We start from the raw sequence: 14,665 nt of genomic DNA, 5'->3' as shown, positions 1-14,665 counted from the left end.
GGAACAAGCCAATCCTTTGTCACCATGTGACGCCCCGGCAAGCGCAAGTATTCAACATAATACCGATTATGAGAATCATAGGTATTCAAGCAATCCTGGCGTCCCTGGATCGCAAATGATCAAAAGCCTCATATTGGGACAGGAAAACCTGCCCTGTCATCTCTTGCAGGAAATGGCTGCGTTTCAGCCGGTCCATCACCGGACCTTTGACTTCGGACAGATGCAGCGTGAGCCCCAGATCGCGCAGCCGCTGGTTGATGGCTTCCAGCGATTCCAGCGCGCTGAAATCCACCTCGTTCACCGCCGAGAACATCAGGATGACATGACGGATCGTGTTCCGGTCGCGCAGGACACGTTCGACAACCATATCCTCCATCCGGCGGGCGTTGGCGAAATACAGGCTTTCGTCGATCCGCAGCGTCAGAACATGCGGGTCGGTCACCACATGATGACGCAGGATGTTTCGGAAATGCTGGCTTCCGGGCACCTGCCCCACTTCGGCGACATGCGGGCGCGAGGTTTTCCAGACAAAGAGCAAGAGCGAGACGACAACACCGCTGGCGACACCGGTTTCGACACCGGCGGTCAGGGTCAGCGCAATCGTGGTGAACACCGCCGCGAAATCCGCCCGCGAATAGCTCCAGGCGCGGGTCAGGATCGACAGATCCACCAGTGACAGCACCGCCACGATGATCGTGGCGGCCAGCGTCGCCTTGGGCAGGAAATACAGAAGCGGCGTCAGGAACAGCGCGGCGACCAGCAGGCCCACCGCGGTAAAGGCGCCCGCCGCGGGTGTTTCGGCGCCGGCATCGAAATTCACCACCGAGCGGGCAAATCCGCCGGTCACCGGATAGCCGCCGGACAAGGCCGAGGACATGTTGGCGGCGCCAAGCGCGATCAACTCCTGGTTCGGGTCGATCCGCTGTTTCTTCTTGGCGGCCAGGGTTTGCGCCACGGATACGGATTCCACATATCCTATGACAGACAGCAACAGCGCCGGACCGGCCAGCGCCGGGATCAGAGACCATGCCTCCCACGGAACGCCGACGGGCGGCAATCCGGTCGGCACGGTCCCCACCACCGCCACGCCCCAGGATTGCAGATCCAGCGCCCAGGTCACCAGAGTGGTTCCGATCACCGCAAAGATCGGCCCGATCCGCGCCAAGGTGGCAGCCAGATGCCGCGACAGTCCGAAATGGCGTTGCAAGGCCGCCGCCATGCCCTTGCGCACCCAGAACAGAAAAGCCAGCGCGGCCAGACCGATGATCAGGGTGGCGGGATTTGTCTCGTCCAGATGCGCAAAAAGATCAGACAGAAGTCCGGGCAGGTTATGACCCTGTACCGATACGCCCAGGATATGCTTGAGCTGACTCGCGGCGATCAGCAGGCCCGATGCCGTGATGAACCCGGCAATCACCGGATGGCTGAGAAAATTCGCAACAACCCCCATCCGGAAAAACCCCATACCCAGCAGCATTGCCCCGGACAGCAAGGCCAGCATGCCCGCCGCGGTCACGTATTCCGTGACGCTTTGCAGACCAAGCGGCGCCAGCGCCGAGGCGGTCATCAGCGAGATCACCGCCACCGGCCCCACCGCCAGCGCCCGGCTGGTGCCGAACAGCGCATAGGCCACCAGCGGCAGGATCGAGGCATAAAGCCCAACCTCGGCTGGAAGCCCCGCCAGCAAGGCATAGGCCAGCGATTGCGGGATCAGCATGACGGTCACGATCACCGCCGCAATCAGGTCGCTGCTCAGCTCCACACGGCCATAGCGCCGACCCCAGTCCAGAATGGGCAGGTATCGGACCGATCCCGCGATTACGCTCTTCAAGCTCATTGAGGTCCCCTGCCTCCGGATCTCCGGCGAGTCACATCATATTCACTTAATCTTATATGAATAATTTCGTTCAGATGTGAAGGGCTGTGCACAGAAAAAGAGCGCGGACCGTGGCCCGCGCTCTCGAATACCAGATTGGAGAAGGATCAGAAGAAGGCCTGCAACCCGGTCTGCGCCCGGCCCAGGATCAGGGCGTGCACGTCATGGGTGCCTTCATAGGTGTTCACCGTCTCCAGGTTCACCATGTGACGGATCACCTGGAATTCCAGGCTGATACCGTTGCCGCCATGCATATCGCGGGCGTGGCGCGCGATTTCCAGCGCCTTGCCGCAGTTGTTGCGCTTGATGATCGAGATCATCTCGGGCGCGGCCTTGGCCTCGTCCATAAGGCGGCCGACACGCAGGCTGGCTTGCAGGCCAAGCGCGATTTCCGTCTGCATATTGGCCAGTTTCAACTGGAACAGCTGGGTCTGGGCCAGCGGGCGGTTGAACTGCTTGCGGTCCAGACCGTATTGGCGCGCGGCGTGCCAGCAGCATTCCGCAGCGCCCATCGCGCCCCAGCTGATGCCGTACCGTGCCCGGTTCAGACAGCCGAACGGGCCTTTCAGGCCGGACACATGCGGCAACAGAGCCTCTTCGCCCACCTCGACACCGTCCATGACGATCTCGCCGGTGATCGAGGCGCGCAGCGACATCTTGTTCTCGATCTTCGGCGCGCTCAGCCCCTTCATGCCTTTTTCCAGCACAAAGCCGCGGATCTTGCCGTCATGCGCGTCGGATTTCGCCCAAACCACAAAAACATCGGCGATCGGTGCATTCGAGATCCACATCTTGGTGCCGGTCAGCTTGTACCCGCCCTCGGTCTTGACCGCGCGGGTCTTCATGCTGGCCGGGTCCGACCCGGCATCGGGCTCGGTCAGGCCGAAACAGCCGATCCATTCGCCACTGGCGAGCTTGGGCAGATATTTCATCCGCTGCTCTTCGCTGCCATAGGCATAGATCGGGTACATCACCAGCGAGCTTTGCACCGACATCATCGAGCGATAGCCGCTGTCCACACGCTCGACCTCGCGCGCGACCAGACCATAGGCCACGTAACCTGCACCGATGCCGCCATAAGCTTCGGGAATTGTGGTGCCCAGCAGGCCCATTTCGCCCATCTCACGGAAGATTTCGGGATCTGTCACTTCGTTCTGGAACGCGGCAGTGACACGCGGTTGCAGCTTTTCCTGCGCATAGGCGCGGGCCGCGTCGGCGATCATGCGCTCATCCTCAGACAGCTGGTCGGCCAGGCGGAACGGATCCTCCCAGTCGAACCCACCCAGATCGGGCTTGTCCTTGTCACGCAGGCTGGGCTTGGCAACGGTATCCATCGGGAAACTCCTGATTTGCGGTTTGAGCGCAACATACCTTTCCGGAATAGCAAAAAACAGCGAGACTTTCGCAGGTATTCATGAGTAAAACGCATACATGCTCGCGCCCAGACGTTTTCTCCCCTCCATCTCATCGCTTCGCGCGCTCGAAGCGCTGGATCGGCTCGGCTCGGCCTCGGCCGTGGCCGAGGAATTGTCGCTGACCCAAAGCGCGGTCAGCCGCCAGCTCCAGACGCTGGAAACCCAGATGGGAGTCGAGCTGATCCAGCGCGACCGCAAGCGGCTGTCGCTGACACCGGCGGCGCAAAACTATGTCGCCGAGATCCGAGAGGCACTGAACCGCATCGCACAGGCCTCGCTGCGGTTGCAGGTCACGCCGGTTGGCGGCACCGTCAACCTGGCCATCCTGCCAACCTTCGGGATGCGCTGGCTGATGCCGCGCCTGCCCGAATTCGCGCGCCTGCATCCTGATATCACCATCAACATGTCCACCCGGCTGCGCCCGTTCAGCTTTGCCTCTGAACCCTTTGACGCGGCGATACATTTCGGCGAACCGGATTGGCCCGGCACGGACCGGTTGCTGCTCAAGGCGGAACGGGTGCTGCCGGTCTGCGCGCCCCAGCTATTGCCGCATGGCGCGCCAAAGTCGCCCGCCGACCTGCTGCGTCTGCCACTCTTGCATATCCAGACCCGCCCGCGCGCCTGGCAGGACTGGTTTACCCAGATGGGCGTCACCTATCCCGATCCCCTGCCCGGCACCTTGCATGACCAGTTTGCAACGATCAGCCAAGCGGCCCTGCACGGGTTGGGTGTGGCGCTGTTGCCGCAATATGTGGTGGAGCAGGATCTGGCCACCGGGCGGCTGGTTGCCGCCTATCCCGATGCTGTCGAAACTGTTGGGGCCTATTACCTGGTCTGGCCCCGCGCCAAAGGCGCCGATCCCTCGCTGAGGACTTTTCGCCACTGGCTTGCGGGACAGGCAGAGCCCGAAGAGACCCTTCCGCGCTGAGCGGCTCAGCCCAAGGCGTAACCGGCACCGCGCACGGTGCGCAGCGGATCGCCGCCGCCATATTGGGTCAGCGCCTTGCGCAACCGTCCGATATGGACGTCGACGGTGCGGGTATCGACATAGATGTCGCGGCCCCAGACCCGGTCCAAGAGCTGTTCGCGGCTCCAGACCCGGCCGGGTTTCTCCATAAAGGTCGACAGCAGCCGGAATTCGGTCGGGCCCAGCTTCAGCGGCTTGTTCGCCCGGCTCACCCGGTGGGTTTCCGAATCCAGAATAATATCCTCGTATTCCAGCCGCAGACCCACGGCCGAGGGCCGTACCCGCCGCAGCTGTCCGCGCACCCGGGCCATCAGCTCGACCACCGAGTAGGGTTTGACCACATAGTCGTCGGCGCCGGTTTCCAGACCGCGTACCTTGTCCACTTCCTCGCTGCGCGCCGACAGCATGATCACCGGGATCGAACGGGTTTCAGGCCGCGTCTTCAGACGGCGGCACACCTCGATCCCGCTCAGGTTCGGCATCATCCAGTCCAGCACGATGATATCCGGCGCATCTTCGTCCACCAACAGCATCGCCTCTTCGCCGTCTTCCGCCCGAAGCACCCGGAACCCTTCGGCCTCCAGGTTGTAGGCCAGCACCTCGCGCTGCGCCATCTCGTCCTCGACCACAAGAACGGTTGGTTGATCAGCCGACATTGCAGGACCCTCCCGTTCAGACCGTTGTCGAGGTGGTGTCGCCCTTGGGGCGCGCATCGTCCGGGCGGTGGCCGGTGACAAGATAGACCACCTGTTCGGCAATCGCGGTCACGTGGTCGCCCATGCGTTCGATGTTCTTGGCGATGAAATGCAGGTGCATGCACGAGGTGATGCTGCGCGGATCCTCGGCCATGAAGGTCAGGAACTGACGGAACAGGGCATTGTACATCTGGTCGACTTCATGATCGCGGGTGATGACATCCGATGCCAGCTCCGCATCGCGCTGGATATAGCTGTCGAGTGCGTCCTTCAGCATCAGCTCGACCTCGCGCGCCATGCGCCGGAGCGCCGCGGCGCTGTCGGCGACCGGCGGCACCTCGACCAGAACGGTGGTCCGCTTTGCGATGTTCTTGGCATAGTCGCCGATGCGCTCCAGGTTGGCCGAGACCTTCAGCACCGACAGCACCAGCCGCAGATCGCTGGCGGTGGGCGCGCGCAGCGCAATCAGGCGGGCGGTTTCCTGATTGATGATCTCTTCCAGCGCGTCGATGGCCTTGTCGCCGGCGCGCACCTCGTTGGCCAGTTCCGCGTCCCGTGTCTCCAGCGACCGGGCCGAAGACATGATCGCGGCCTCGACCAGCCCGCCCATCTTCATGATATGGGCCTGGATCGCCTCCAGATCGCGGTCATAGACCGATGTGATATGCTGTTGCACCATGATGTTCGTTCCTGTCCTCAGCCGATCCGGCCGGTGATGTAGCTTTCCGTGCGTGGATCGACCGGGTTGGTGAATATCTGTCCCGTCTCGCCGAACTCCACCAGATTGCCCAGGTGGAAAAAGGCGGTCTTCTGGCTGACCCGCGCGGCCTGCTGCATCGAATGGGTGACGATCACAACCGAGTAGTTCTGCCGCAGTTCGTCGATCAGTTCTTCGACCTGCGCGGTGGCGATCGGGTCGAGCGCCGAACAGGGCTCGTCCATCAGCAGCACCTCGGGCTCGGTGGCAATGGCGCGGGCGATGCACAGACGCTGCTGCTGGCCGCCCGACAGGCCGGTACCCGGCGCATCCAGCCGGTCCTTGACCTCGTTCCACAGCGCACCGCGGCGCAGGGCCTTTTCCACGATCTCGTCCATCTCGGCCTTGTTGCGGGCCAGACCGTGGATGCGCGGGCCATAGGCCACGTTGTCATAGATCGACTTGGGGAACGGGTTGGGTTTCTGAAACACCATCCCCACCTTGGCGCGCAATTGCACCGGATCGACGCGGCGGTCATAGATATCCTCGCCATCCAGCCTGAACGATCCCTCGACCCGGGCGGTCGCGATGGTGTCGTTCATCCGGTTGAGACAGCGCAGAAAGGTCGACTTGCCACAGCCCGACGGGCCGATAAAGGCGGTGACGGTCTTTTCCTCGATATCGACGTTCACGTCCTTGATCGCGTGCGTCTCGCCGTAATAGACCTGACAGTCGCGGCACTCCATCTTGATGTTCTTGGTTTCCACCACTCTCTCCAGTCGAGACATATCGTTCATTTCCAGGTGCCTCCTTACCAGCGGCGTTCGAACCTGCGGCGCAGGATCACCGCCAGCGTGTTCATCGTCACCAGGAACACCAGCAGGATGATGATGCCGCCCCAGGCGCGTTCATAAAAGGCCGGATCGGCCCGTTTGGCCCATTCATAGATCTGCGCTGGCATGGCCGAGTTCGGCGACAACAGGCCGGCGGCAATACTGTCGGGCGGGTTCGAGGCGATAAACCCCACCATCCCGATCAGCAACAGCGGCGCGGTCTCCCCCAGCGCCTGCGCCAGTCCGATGATGGTCCCGGTCAGGATACCGGGCGCGGCCAGCGGCAGCACATGATGGAACACCGCCTGCATCTTGGACGCCCCAACCCCCAGCGCCGCGTCGCGGATCGATGGCGGCACGGCCTTCAGCGAAGCACGGGTCGAGATGATAATCGTCGGCAGGGTCATCAGCGTCAGCACCAGACCACCCACCAGCGGTGCCGACATCGGCAGGTGCATGTAGTTGATGAACACCGCCAAGCCCAGGATACCAAACACGATCGAGGGCACCGCAGCGAGGTTCGAGATATTGACCTCGATGACATCGGTAAACCAGTTCTTGGGCGCGAATTCCTCAAGATAGATCGAGGCAGCCACCCCGATCGGCAGCGACAGCGCCAGCACGACCAGCATCATGAAGAGCGAGCCCACCATGGACACGCCGATCCCTGCGGATTCGGGCCGTTGGTCGGACGCGTCCGATCCCAGGATGAAATCCGGGTTAAAGGTCTTTTTCAGGATACCGGCGGCAGCCAGTTGATCGACGAAATCCAGCTGTTCGGCACTGATCGACTTGTCATTGGCGATGCTGTCCCGGGTCACGCGCCCCTTCAGATAGCCATCGACGCGGCTGTTGGCCAGAAAGCGAAAGCTGACGGTTTCACCGATCTTGTCCGGGTTGGCGATGACATAGTCGCGCAGCTGCGCGGGCGCGCTCTTTGACAGGATACCAGCCTGATCCTTGGCCTTGAGCTTGGTCTCAAGCCCGCCCTCCTTGACCGCGGCGGCAAAGGCACTGTTGATCAGCGGCGCATAGCCAAAGGTCGAGACCTTCTTGATCTCCTCGATATCGCGGTTGCCCTTCTTGTCGAGCTTGCTTTCCTGCAACTCGACCTCAAGCGTCACAAAGGTCTGGCTATACGCGCCAACCCCCTTCGAGACGATGTTGAACACCAGCACCAGCAACATGGCGAGACCTACCGCGATGGCGGCGATGCCATAGCCGCGAAATCGGGCCTCGGCGCGGTTGCGGCGGCGGGTGCGCGCATTCTGCTCCAGCAGCGAGGCGCCATGCCGCTTCGCGGGGGCCGCGTTTGCACTGAGATCGGTCATTCATACTGCTCCCGGTACTTGCGCACGATATACAGCGCCAGAACGTTCAGCCCAAGGGTCAGCACGAACAGGGTCAGACCCAGGGCAAAGGCTACCAGCGTTTCGGGGCTGGCAAAATCGGTATCACCCGTCAACTGGCTGACGATCCTTGTGGTGATCGTCGTCATCGTGTCCAGCGGGTTGAGCGAGAACTTGGCAATCGCGCCCGCACCCATCACCACGATCATGGTTTCCCCGATGGCGCGCGATGCGGCCAGCAGGATGGCGCCCACGATCCCCGGCAGCGCGGCGGGCAGAACCACTTGCCGCACCGTCTCGGACCGGGTCGCGCCCAGGCCCAGCGACCCGTCGCGCATGGATTGCGGCACCGCGTTGATAATATCATCGCTCAGCGAACTGACAAAGGGGATCAGCATGATGCCCATGACAACCCCCGCCGTCAGGACCGAGGTCGCCCCCGCCATCCATTCGACGCCCAACAGGCCGCCCTTGCCGAACACCTTGGCCAGAGTCGGTCCCACGGTCAGCAGCGCAAAGAGGCCGTAGACGATGGTGGGAATGCCCGCCAGGATCTCCAGCAGCGGTTTTGCGAGGGCGCGCGTCGCCTTGCCCGCGTATTCGGACAGATAGATCGCGGCGAAAAGACCGATGGGCACCGACACCAGCAGCGCGATGAACGAGATGTAGAGGGTACCCCACAACAGCGGCAGGATCGACAGCTCGCTGTCGCCCCGGAAATTCGGCGCCCAGGTGGACCCGAAGAAGAAATCCTTCCAGTCATGCAGCCGGAAAAAGTTGCTGGTCTCGAACAGCATCGACAACACGATGCCGACCGTGGTCAGGATCGCCAGAGATGCGGCGACGATCAGCAGCACCAGCACCCCGCGTTCGACCACGTTGCGGGCGCGGAAATCCTTGTTGGTGCGAACATAGGCCCAGCCGAGACCGGCCAGCGCCAGCCCCGTGACCAGACCCGTCATCAACAGCCCACCTGTATGGTTCAACATGCGCGAGCGCTGCGCCGCCGCCAGCACCTCGGGTCGCACATCGGCCCCAAGCGCCACACCGACTTCACCCAACAGCGCCCGTACATCGCGCTCTTCGGCCCGGAGCCCGCTGGCCTCGGGCACAGTCAGCAGCCCGGCATCGACCACCAGATCAAGCCCGGCAGCGACACGACGTACATCCGACATCACCAGCCCGATGGTCGACCCCTCGGGCACCGTTTCGGCGGGGATCAGTTTCGACACCCGGCTTTCGACGATGATCGGCTGCGCCAGCAGCCAGATGGCCAGCACCGCCAGCGCCGGCACCAGCGATGTCAGCGCAACATTAAGCCCATAGTAATTCGGCAGGGAATGAAGCGTTCGCGCATCTCCGCCAGCGGAGGAAAGCGCGCGCGCGCGTCCCATCACGAAACCGGCGGCGGCAAGAACAAGAAGAAGGCAGACCAGCCAAAGCGTCGGCATGTGAACGCGCGCCCATATTAGCAGAGAAGGCAAACCGGGGCAGTCACCCTGCCCCGGCGATTGTCAGCGTCCCAACCGGGATCAGGAGTTGCCGCCGAGAACCTTTTCCTCGGCAACGGCTTCCTGGGTCTTGGCCAGTTCCGGGTCAGCAACCAGACCGTACTCGGCCAGCGGGCCATCGGGGCCTGCGATCTCGTCGGCGATGAAGAACTCGGCATATTCCTTCAGGCCCGGGATCACGCCGATATGCGCTTTCTTGACGTAGAAGTAGAGCGGGCGCGACACCGGGTATTCACCGGTTGCAATGCTCTCAGTCGAGGGAACGACACCCGACATGGTCGCCACTTGCAGCTTGTCGGTGTTGTTCTCGTAGAAGGCCAGGCCAAACACGCCGATGCCGTTCTTGTTGCTTTCGATACGGGCCAGCGTCTCTGTGTAGTCGCCGTCGATATCGACCGACACGCCATCGGTGCGCAGCGCGATACAGGCTTTCTCGGCGGCTTTCTTGTCGTCGCCATTGGCGGCCTTGAAGGCCTCGAACGCGCCGGTTTCCTCACAGCCTGCCAGGATCACCTTTTCCTCGAACACTTCGCGGGTGCCGTGCTTGGTGCCCGGGATAAAGGCCTGGATGTCGGTCGCCGGGAAGTTGGCGTTCACATCGGCCCAGGTCTTGTTCGGGTTGTCCACCAGCGCACCGTCGACCACGATCTTGTCGGAGAGCGCCAGGAACCAGTCTGCGGGAGTGAATTCATAGGTGTTTCCGGCGATGTCGCTGGCGAACACGATACCGTCATACCCGATGCGAACCTCGATGATGTCGGTCACGCCGTTTTCGGCACAGACAGCGATTTCCTTGTCCTTGATCTTGCGCGAGGCGTTGGCCACGTCGATGGTGTTTTCGCCGACGCCTTCGCAGAACCGCTTCAGACCGGCCGAGGAGCCGCCCGATTCCACCACCGGCGTCGGGAAGTCGAAGTTTTCACCAAAAGCTTCGGCCACGATCGAGGCATAGGGCAGAACGGTCGAGGAACCGGCCACCTGGACCTGGTCGCGGGCGGCGGCGGCGGAGGCCGAAACAGCAGCAATTGCCAGGGCCGAAGCCGAGAGTTTCACAAAGGACATTGCAGTCTCCATGACAGCGAAAGTGTAGTGATCATCCCCATGATGATCTCGCCGCGACTCCTAGGGGCCGTGCATGAGCCTTTTGTGACGGTTATGTAACAGGCATATGACAAAGCCCGACCAAATGTCGAATTAAGGAATGTAACAGCCATTTAACCGGCCTGTGACAGACGCCGGGCGCCGCCCGGGCCGAAAGACCGGTCACCGAGGCAGAATCACCGTGAATGTGGTGCCCGCGCCCAGGGCGCTTTCCACCCGCAGGCGGCCGCGATGGCGGTTGATGATATGCTTGACGATGGCCAGACCCAGACCGGTGCCGCCCTTTTGCCGCGACCGGTGGCTGTCGACCCGGTAGAACCGCTCGGTCAGACGCGGCAGGTGGATGGGGTCGATCCCTGCCCCCTTGTCCATCACAAGCAGCCGCACCGCTGGCCCCCGAACGGCCGGATCACGCTCGACCTCGGACAGGCTGACCCGGACCTCGCCGCCACTGCTGCCATACTTGATCGCGTTCTCGATCAGGTTGGTCAGCACCTGCCGGATCTGATCGGTATCGCCGGTCACGTTGACCGGATGCCCGGGCCCATCCGAGATCAGCTCGACCCCCGCCTCGTCGGCCAGCGGCCGGAGCGAGTTCAGGGTCGATGCGATCTGCGCCGTCAGGTCGACCTGATCGCGCGGGCGCACCCGCTCGTCGGTTTCCACCCGGTTCAACGACAAGAGATCCCCCACCAGCCGGTTCATCCGGCTGGCCTCTTGCTCCATGATCTCCAGGAACCGGGCCCGCGCAGCGGCATCGTCGCGGGCGGGGCCGCGCAGGGTTTCGATGAATCCCATGATCGCCGTCAGCGGCGTGCGCAATTCATGGCTGACATTGGCGACAAAATCGCGCCGCATCTGGCTGGCCTGTTCCACCGGCGTCACGTCGATGAAACTGACCAGCACCGCGCCGCCCTCCACCGCGCCCACGCCGTGAACATAGCGGCAGGTGACGTCAAACGAGGTGTCCTGCGCGCCGTCATTGCCCAGGTACCGGCTGCGTGCGCCCGCCTTGTCACGCAGCGATTTCTCGATCGCCTCGATCACCTGCGGCTGCCGCAGGATGGTGGCGAAATGGCGACCGGTGATCTGGCTGCCAAACAGCGTGCGCGCCTCGGTATTGGCTGCCAGAATACGCTCGGACTGATCGACCAGCAGCGCCGGCAGCGGTACCGCCGCAACAAGGTCGTGGATCACGGTTTCCGACACCATTCCCGCCTTTCGCCCCCGGTCTTATTCGACGGGAACCAGTGTGTCCCGGAACCGGCGCATGTTGTCCTGATAGTGCTTGGCGCTCCAGGCGATGCGCGCCACGGCGGCCTCGTCCAGTTGCCGCACCACCCGTCCCGGCGCGCCCATCACCAGCGAATTGTCGGGGATTTCCTTGTTCTCGGTGATCAGCGCCCCCGCCCCGATCAGGCAATTGCGACCGATCCTGGCCCCGTTCAGCACCGTCGCACCCATGCCGACCAGCGTATTGTCGCCAATGGTGCAGCCATGCAGCATGACCTTGTGCCCGATGGTGCAGTTCTTGCCGATGCGCAGCGGATAGCCCGCGTCGATATGCATGACGCAGTTTTCCTGCACATTCGATCCCGCGCCCACCCTGATCTCTTCATGATCGGCGCGGATGGTGCAGCCGAACCAGACCGAGGCGCCCTCTTCCAGCACCACCTTGCCAATGAGGTTGGCATCGGGAGCGACCCAGGTGTCGGGATGGATCTCGGGGCGGTGTTCACCCAGGGCATAGATGGTCATGACAGGTCCTCGAATTCACTTTGCAGCTTGCGCACATGTTCTTGCAGCGCCGGTTGCTGGATGCGGCGCATGCGCTCGGCGCTGACGATGGTTTTCAGTTTTTCCTCGGTGCTGTCCAGATCGTCGTTGATCAGGACATAATCGTAATAGCCCCAGTGGCTGATCTCGTCCCAGCTCTTCAGCATCCGGCGCGAGATCACCTCGGCGCTGTCCTGACCCCGGCTCTCCAGCCTGCGGCGCAATTCCCTGATCGACGGCGGCAGGATGAAGATCGACAGCGCATGCTTGCCCAGATCCGAGTTGCGGATCTGAATCTCGCCCTGCCAGTCGACGTCGAACAGCACATCCTGACCCGCGTCGATGGTGTCGCGCACGGGGCCTGCGGGCGAGCCATAGAAATTGCCGAACACATGCGCATGTTCCAGCATCTCGCCGCGCCGCACCTGCCCCTTGAATTGCTCTTCGGTCAGAAAGAAATACTCGCGCCCGTGTTCCTCGCCCGGACGGGGTGCGCGGGTGGTGGCCGAGACCGAGAATTTCAGGCCGGGATCCCAGGCCATCAGCCTGCGCGCCAGCGTCGACTTGCCCGCGCCCGAAGGCGAGGACAGAATGATCAATAGCCCGCGACGGTCTGTCATCTGCTGGGTTCCTTTCCGTTATTCAACATTCTGCACCTGTTCGCGCATCTGGTCGATCACGGCCTTCAGCTCCAGCCCCACGGCCGTCAGGTCCGCGTTTTGTGCCTTTGAACACAGCGTGTTGGCCTCGCGGTTGAACTCCTGCATCAGGAAGTCCAGCTTGCGGCCCACCGGGCCGCCCTGCGCCAAAAGCGTGCGCGCGGCGCGGATATGGGCGCCCAGCCGGTCCAGTTCTTCGGTGACATCGGCCTTGACCGCCAACAGAGCCAGTTCCTGCGCCACCCGGTCGGGGTCGGCGCCATCGGTATTGTCGAGCACACGTGCCAGGTTAGCGCGCAGGGTTTCGGCCACCGCCCCCTTGCGCGCCTCGGCCAGTTCCGATGCCTGGGCCGACAACTCTTCGACGCGAGTCAGCTGGTTTTGCAGGATTTCGGCCAGCGCCACGCCTTCGGCCTCGCGCATCTGCACAAATGCCTGCACCAGCGGTCCGAACTCCGCTTTCAGCTCGGCAATGACCGGGGTCAGGTCCTCTTCACCGCTGCCCGCGTCCAAAACGCCCCGCAGCGCCAGCAGGTCGGCCGCGCAAGACGGCGCCAGCGTCAGCCCACGCGCCATGGCCTGTTCCTCGGTCTCGGCCAGCGCATCCAGCACCGCCGCCAGCGCGACTTGGTTCAGCGCCAGGCTGGGTACCTCTTCGCCCCGCCCCAGCCGCAGCGTCAGGTTCACACTGCCCCGGGTCAGCGCCTTGGTCAGGTCGGCCCTCAGCGCCGCCTCGAGCCCGTCCAGCCAGTCGGGCACGCGCAGTCGCAGATCGAGACCCTTGGCGTTCACGCTGCGCAGATCCCAGCTCCAGGAGAACGGAGCCTTTTCGCCGCGCGCCGAGGCGAATGCCGTCATGGATCTGATCATCTTGTTCAACTCCCGTCCCGAACTGCGATCGTGCTTGTCCCGCCGCACCTAATGCGAACCCCTGCCCCAGGGCAAGACCCGGCCGAATTATCCGCGAGTTTAGAACAATTAACCATTCATTAAGGAAATGCTCCAAAATAGGAGCTTCCCGTGGCACGTTAACCCTTGGGTAACCTGTTCTGAATCGGTCGCATGCTGACGCAGGGATCGAAACGGGCGGTTGGGCTTCGGGTCAACAGGTGGCGTCATGACGATTTTTTTGGGTGGCCGTTCCAGGGCCGATACGGGGAACGTAATCTCGATGGACCGGTTCCGCAGTGGCCGCAGTGTATCTCCGATCCGGCAGGCCGAGGCCTATTGGTCGGCGCTGCGGCGGCACGGCGATGTACCGAACCGCTCCGATATCGACCCGCGCGGTCTGGAAAACATACTTGAATACACGTTCATCCTCGAACGTATCGCCCCCGGCGTGGCCCGGTTCCGTCTGGCCGGAAACCACCTCTCCCGCATCGTGGGCATGGAGGTGCGCGGCATGCCGATGACCGCCCTGTTCTCGGCCATGGCCCGGGCCGAGGCCGCAGCGACGCTCGAACATATCTTTCTGGCGCCGGCCATTGCCGAACTGTCCCTGATCAGCGGGACGAACAGCCGCGCCGTTTCTCAGGTCGAGGCACGGGCCATTCTGCTGCCGTTGAAAAACGACTTGGGCGAGATCAGCCGGGCGCTTGGGGTTCTTGTAGCCGACGGGCCGTTGGGGGCCGGAGGGCTGCGGTTCGACATCGCAGGCTCGAACCTGCGCAAACTCGATATCCGGCCCGATCGCAGCCCGGCCGAACCGGTTCCCGGCCTTGCCGAGGATCAGGCCCCGATCCGCCGGAACGCGCCGGGATTGCGGGTGGTTTCACGGGAAGACTGA

General features: G+C 62.9%; 14 protein-coding genes. 2 read left to right on the top strand and 12 right to left on the bottom strand.

Features of this window, described 5'->3' with window-relative positions; translation table 11 throughout:
* Positions 1-85: 85 nt before the first annotated feature.
* Both OE747_RS16705 and OE747_RS16700 read right to left on the bottom strand, forming a co-directional pair.
* Entirely contained in the window at positions 86-1,837 is a 1,752-nt protein-coding gene (locus OE747_RS16705) for a SulP family inorganic anion transporter (protein ID WP_263829691.1), read from the bottom strand.
* Positions 1,838-1,983: 146 nt separating this feature from the next.
* The gene (locus tag OE747_RS16700) at positions 1,984-3,210 is read right to left on the bottom strand and encodes an acyl-CoA dehydrogenase (protein ID WP_263829690.1); all 1,227 of its coding nucleotides are present in this window, start codon (positions 3,208-3,210) and stop codon (positions 1,984-1,986) included.
* Positions 3,211-3,307: 97 nt separating this feature from the next.
* Between OE747_RS16700 and OE747_RS16695 the strand changes: the two genes are divergently transcribed.
* The gene (locus tag OE747_RS16695) at positions 3,308-4,219 is read left to right on the top strand and encodes a LysR substrate-binding domain-containing protein (RefSeq protein WP_263829689.1); all 912 of its coding nucleotides are present in this window, start codon (positions 3,308-3,310) and stop codon (positions 4,217-4,219) included.
* A gap of 5 nt (positions 4,220-4,224) precedes the next feature.
* On the opposite strand, the gene phoB is transcribed toward OE747_RS16695, so the two are convergent.
* The 10 genes from phoB to OE747_RS16645 form a co-directional block, all read right to left on the bottom strand.
* A complete protein-coding gene (gene phoB / locus OE747_RS16690; protein WP_263829688.1) occupies positions 4,225-4,914 on the bottom strand; it encodes a phosphate regulon transcriptional regulator PhoB in 690 nt (229 codons plus the stop codon).
* 16 nt (positions 4,915-4,930) lie between these two features.
* Positions 4,931-5,632 (bottom strand): phosphate signaling complex protein PhoU, encoded by a 702-nt coding sequence (gene phoU, locus OE747_RS16685; protein ID WP_263829687.1) that lies wholly within the window; start codon positions 5,630-5,632, stop codon positions 4,931-4,933.
* A gap of 17 nt (positions 5,633-5,649) precedes the next feature.
* A complete protein-coding gene (gene pstB, locus OE747_RS16680; protein WP_263829686.1) occupies positions 5,650-6,447 on the bottom strand; it encodes a phosphate ABC transporter ATP-binding protein PstB in 798 nt (265 codons plus the stop codon).
* A gap of 14 nt (positions 6,448-6,461) precedes the next feature.
* Positions 6,462-7,814, bottom strand: a complete 1,353-nt coding sequence (pstA, locus tag OE747_RS16675) for a phosphate ABC transporter permease PstA (RefSeq protein ID WP_263829685.1) — start codon at positions 7,812-7,814, stop codon at positions 6,462-6,464.
* On the bottom strand, positions 7,811-9,283 hold the full coding sequence (gene pstC / locus OE747_RS16670) for a phosphate ABC transporter permease subunit PstC (RefSeq protein WP_263829684.1): 1,473 nt from the start codon (positions 9,281-9,283) through the stop codon (positions 7,811-7,813). Before pstC ends, pstA begins: the two co-directional genes overlap by 4 nt.
* A gap of 81 nt (positions 9,284-9,364) precedes the next feature.
* A complete protein-coding gene (locus tag OE747_RS16665; protein ID WP_263829683.1) occupies positions 9,365-10,405 on the bottom strand; it encodes a substrate-binding domain-containing protein in 1,041 nt (346 codons plus the stop codon).
* A gap of 201 nt (positions 10,406-10,606) precedes the next feature.
* Positions 10,607-11,653 (bottom strand): sensor histidine kinase, encoded by a 1,047-nt coding sequence (locus tag OE747_RS16660; protein WP_263829726.1) that lies wholly within the window; start codon positions 11,651-11,653, stop codon positions 10,607-10,609.
* 24 nt (positions 11,654-11,677) lie between these two features.
* Entirely contained in the window at positions 11,678-12,202 is a 525-nt protein-coding gene (locus tag OE747_RS16655) for a gamma carbonic anhydrase family protein (RefSeq protein WP_263829682.1), read from the bottom strand.
* A complete protein-coding gene (gene gmk / locus OE747_RS16650; protein ID WP_263829681.1) occupies positions 12,199-12,840 on the bottom strand; it encodes a guanylate kinase in 642 nt (213 codons plus the stop codon). The genes OE747_RS16655 and gmk overlap by 4 nt, the downstream gene beginning before the upstream one ends.
* Positions 12,841-12,858: 18 nt before the next feature.
* Entirely contained in the window at positions 12,859-13,749 is an 891-nt protein-coding gene (locus tag OE747_RS16645) for a YicC/YloC family endoribonuclease (protein WP_263829680.1), read from the bottom strand.
* 247 nt (positions 13,750-13,996) lie between these two features.
* Between OE747_RS16645 and OE747_RS16640 the strand changes: the two genes are divergently transcribed.
* The gene (locus OE747_RS16640; protein ID WP_263829679.1) at positions 13,997-14,665 is read left to right on the top strand and encodes a PAS domain-containing protein; all 669 of its coding nucleotides are present in this window, start codon (positions 13,997-13,999) and stop codon (positions 14,663-14,665) included.

The sequence above is a fragment of the Ruegeria aquimaris genome (assembly GCF_025751555.1).
Taxonomy (GTDB): domain Bacteria; phylum Pseudomonadota; class Alphaproteobacteria; order Rhodobacterales; family Rhodobacteraceae; genus Ruegeria_B; species Ruegeria_B aquimaris.
The sequence above is the reverse complement of the archived record's forward strand: the minus strand, read 5'-3'. Positions and strand labels throughout refer to the sequence as shown.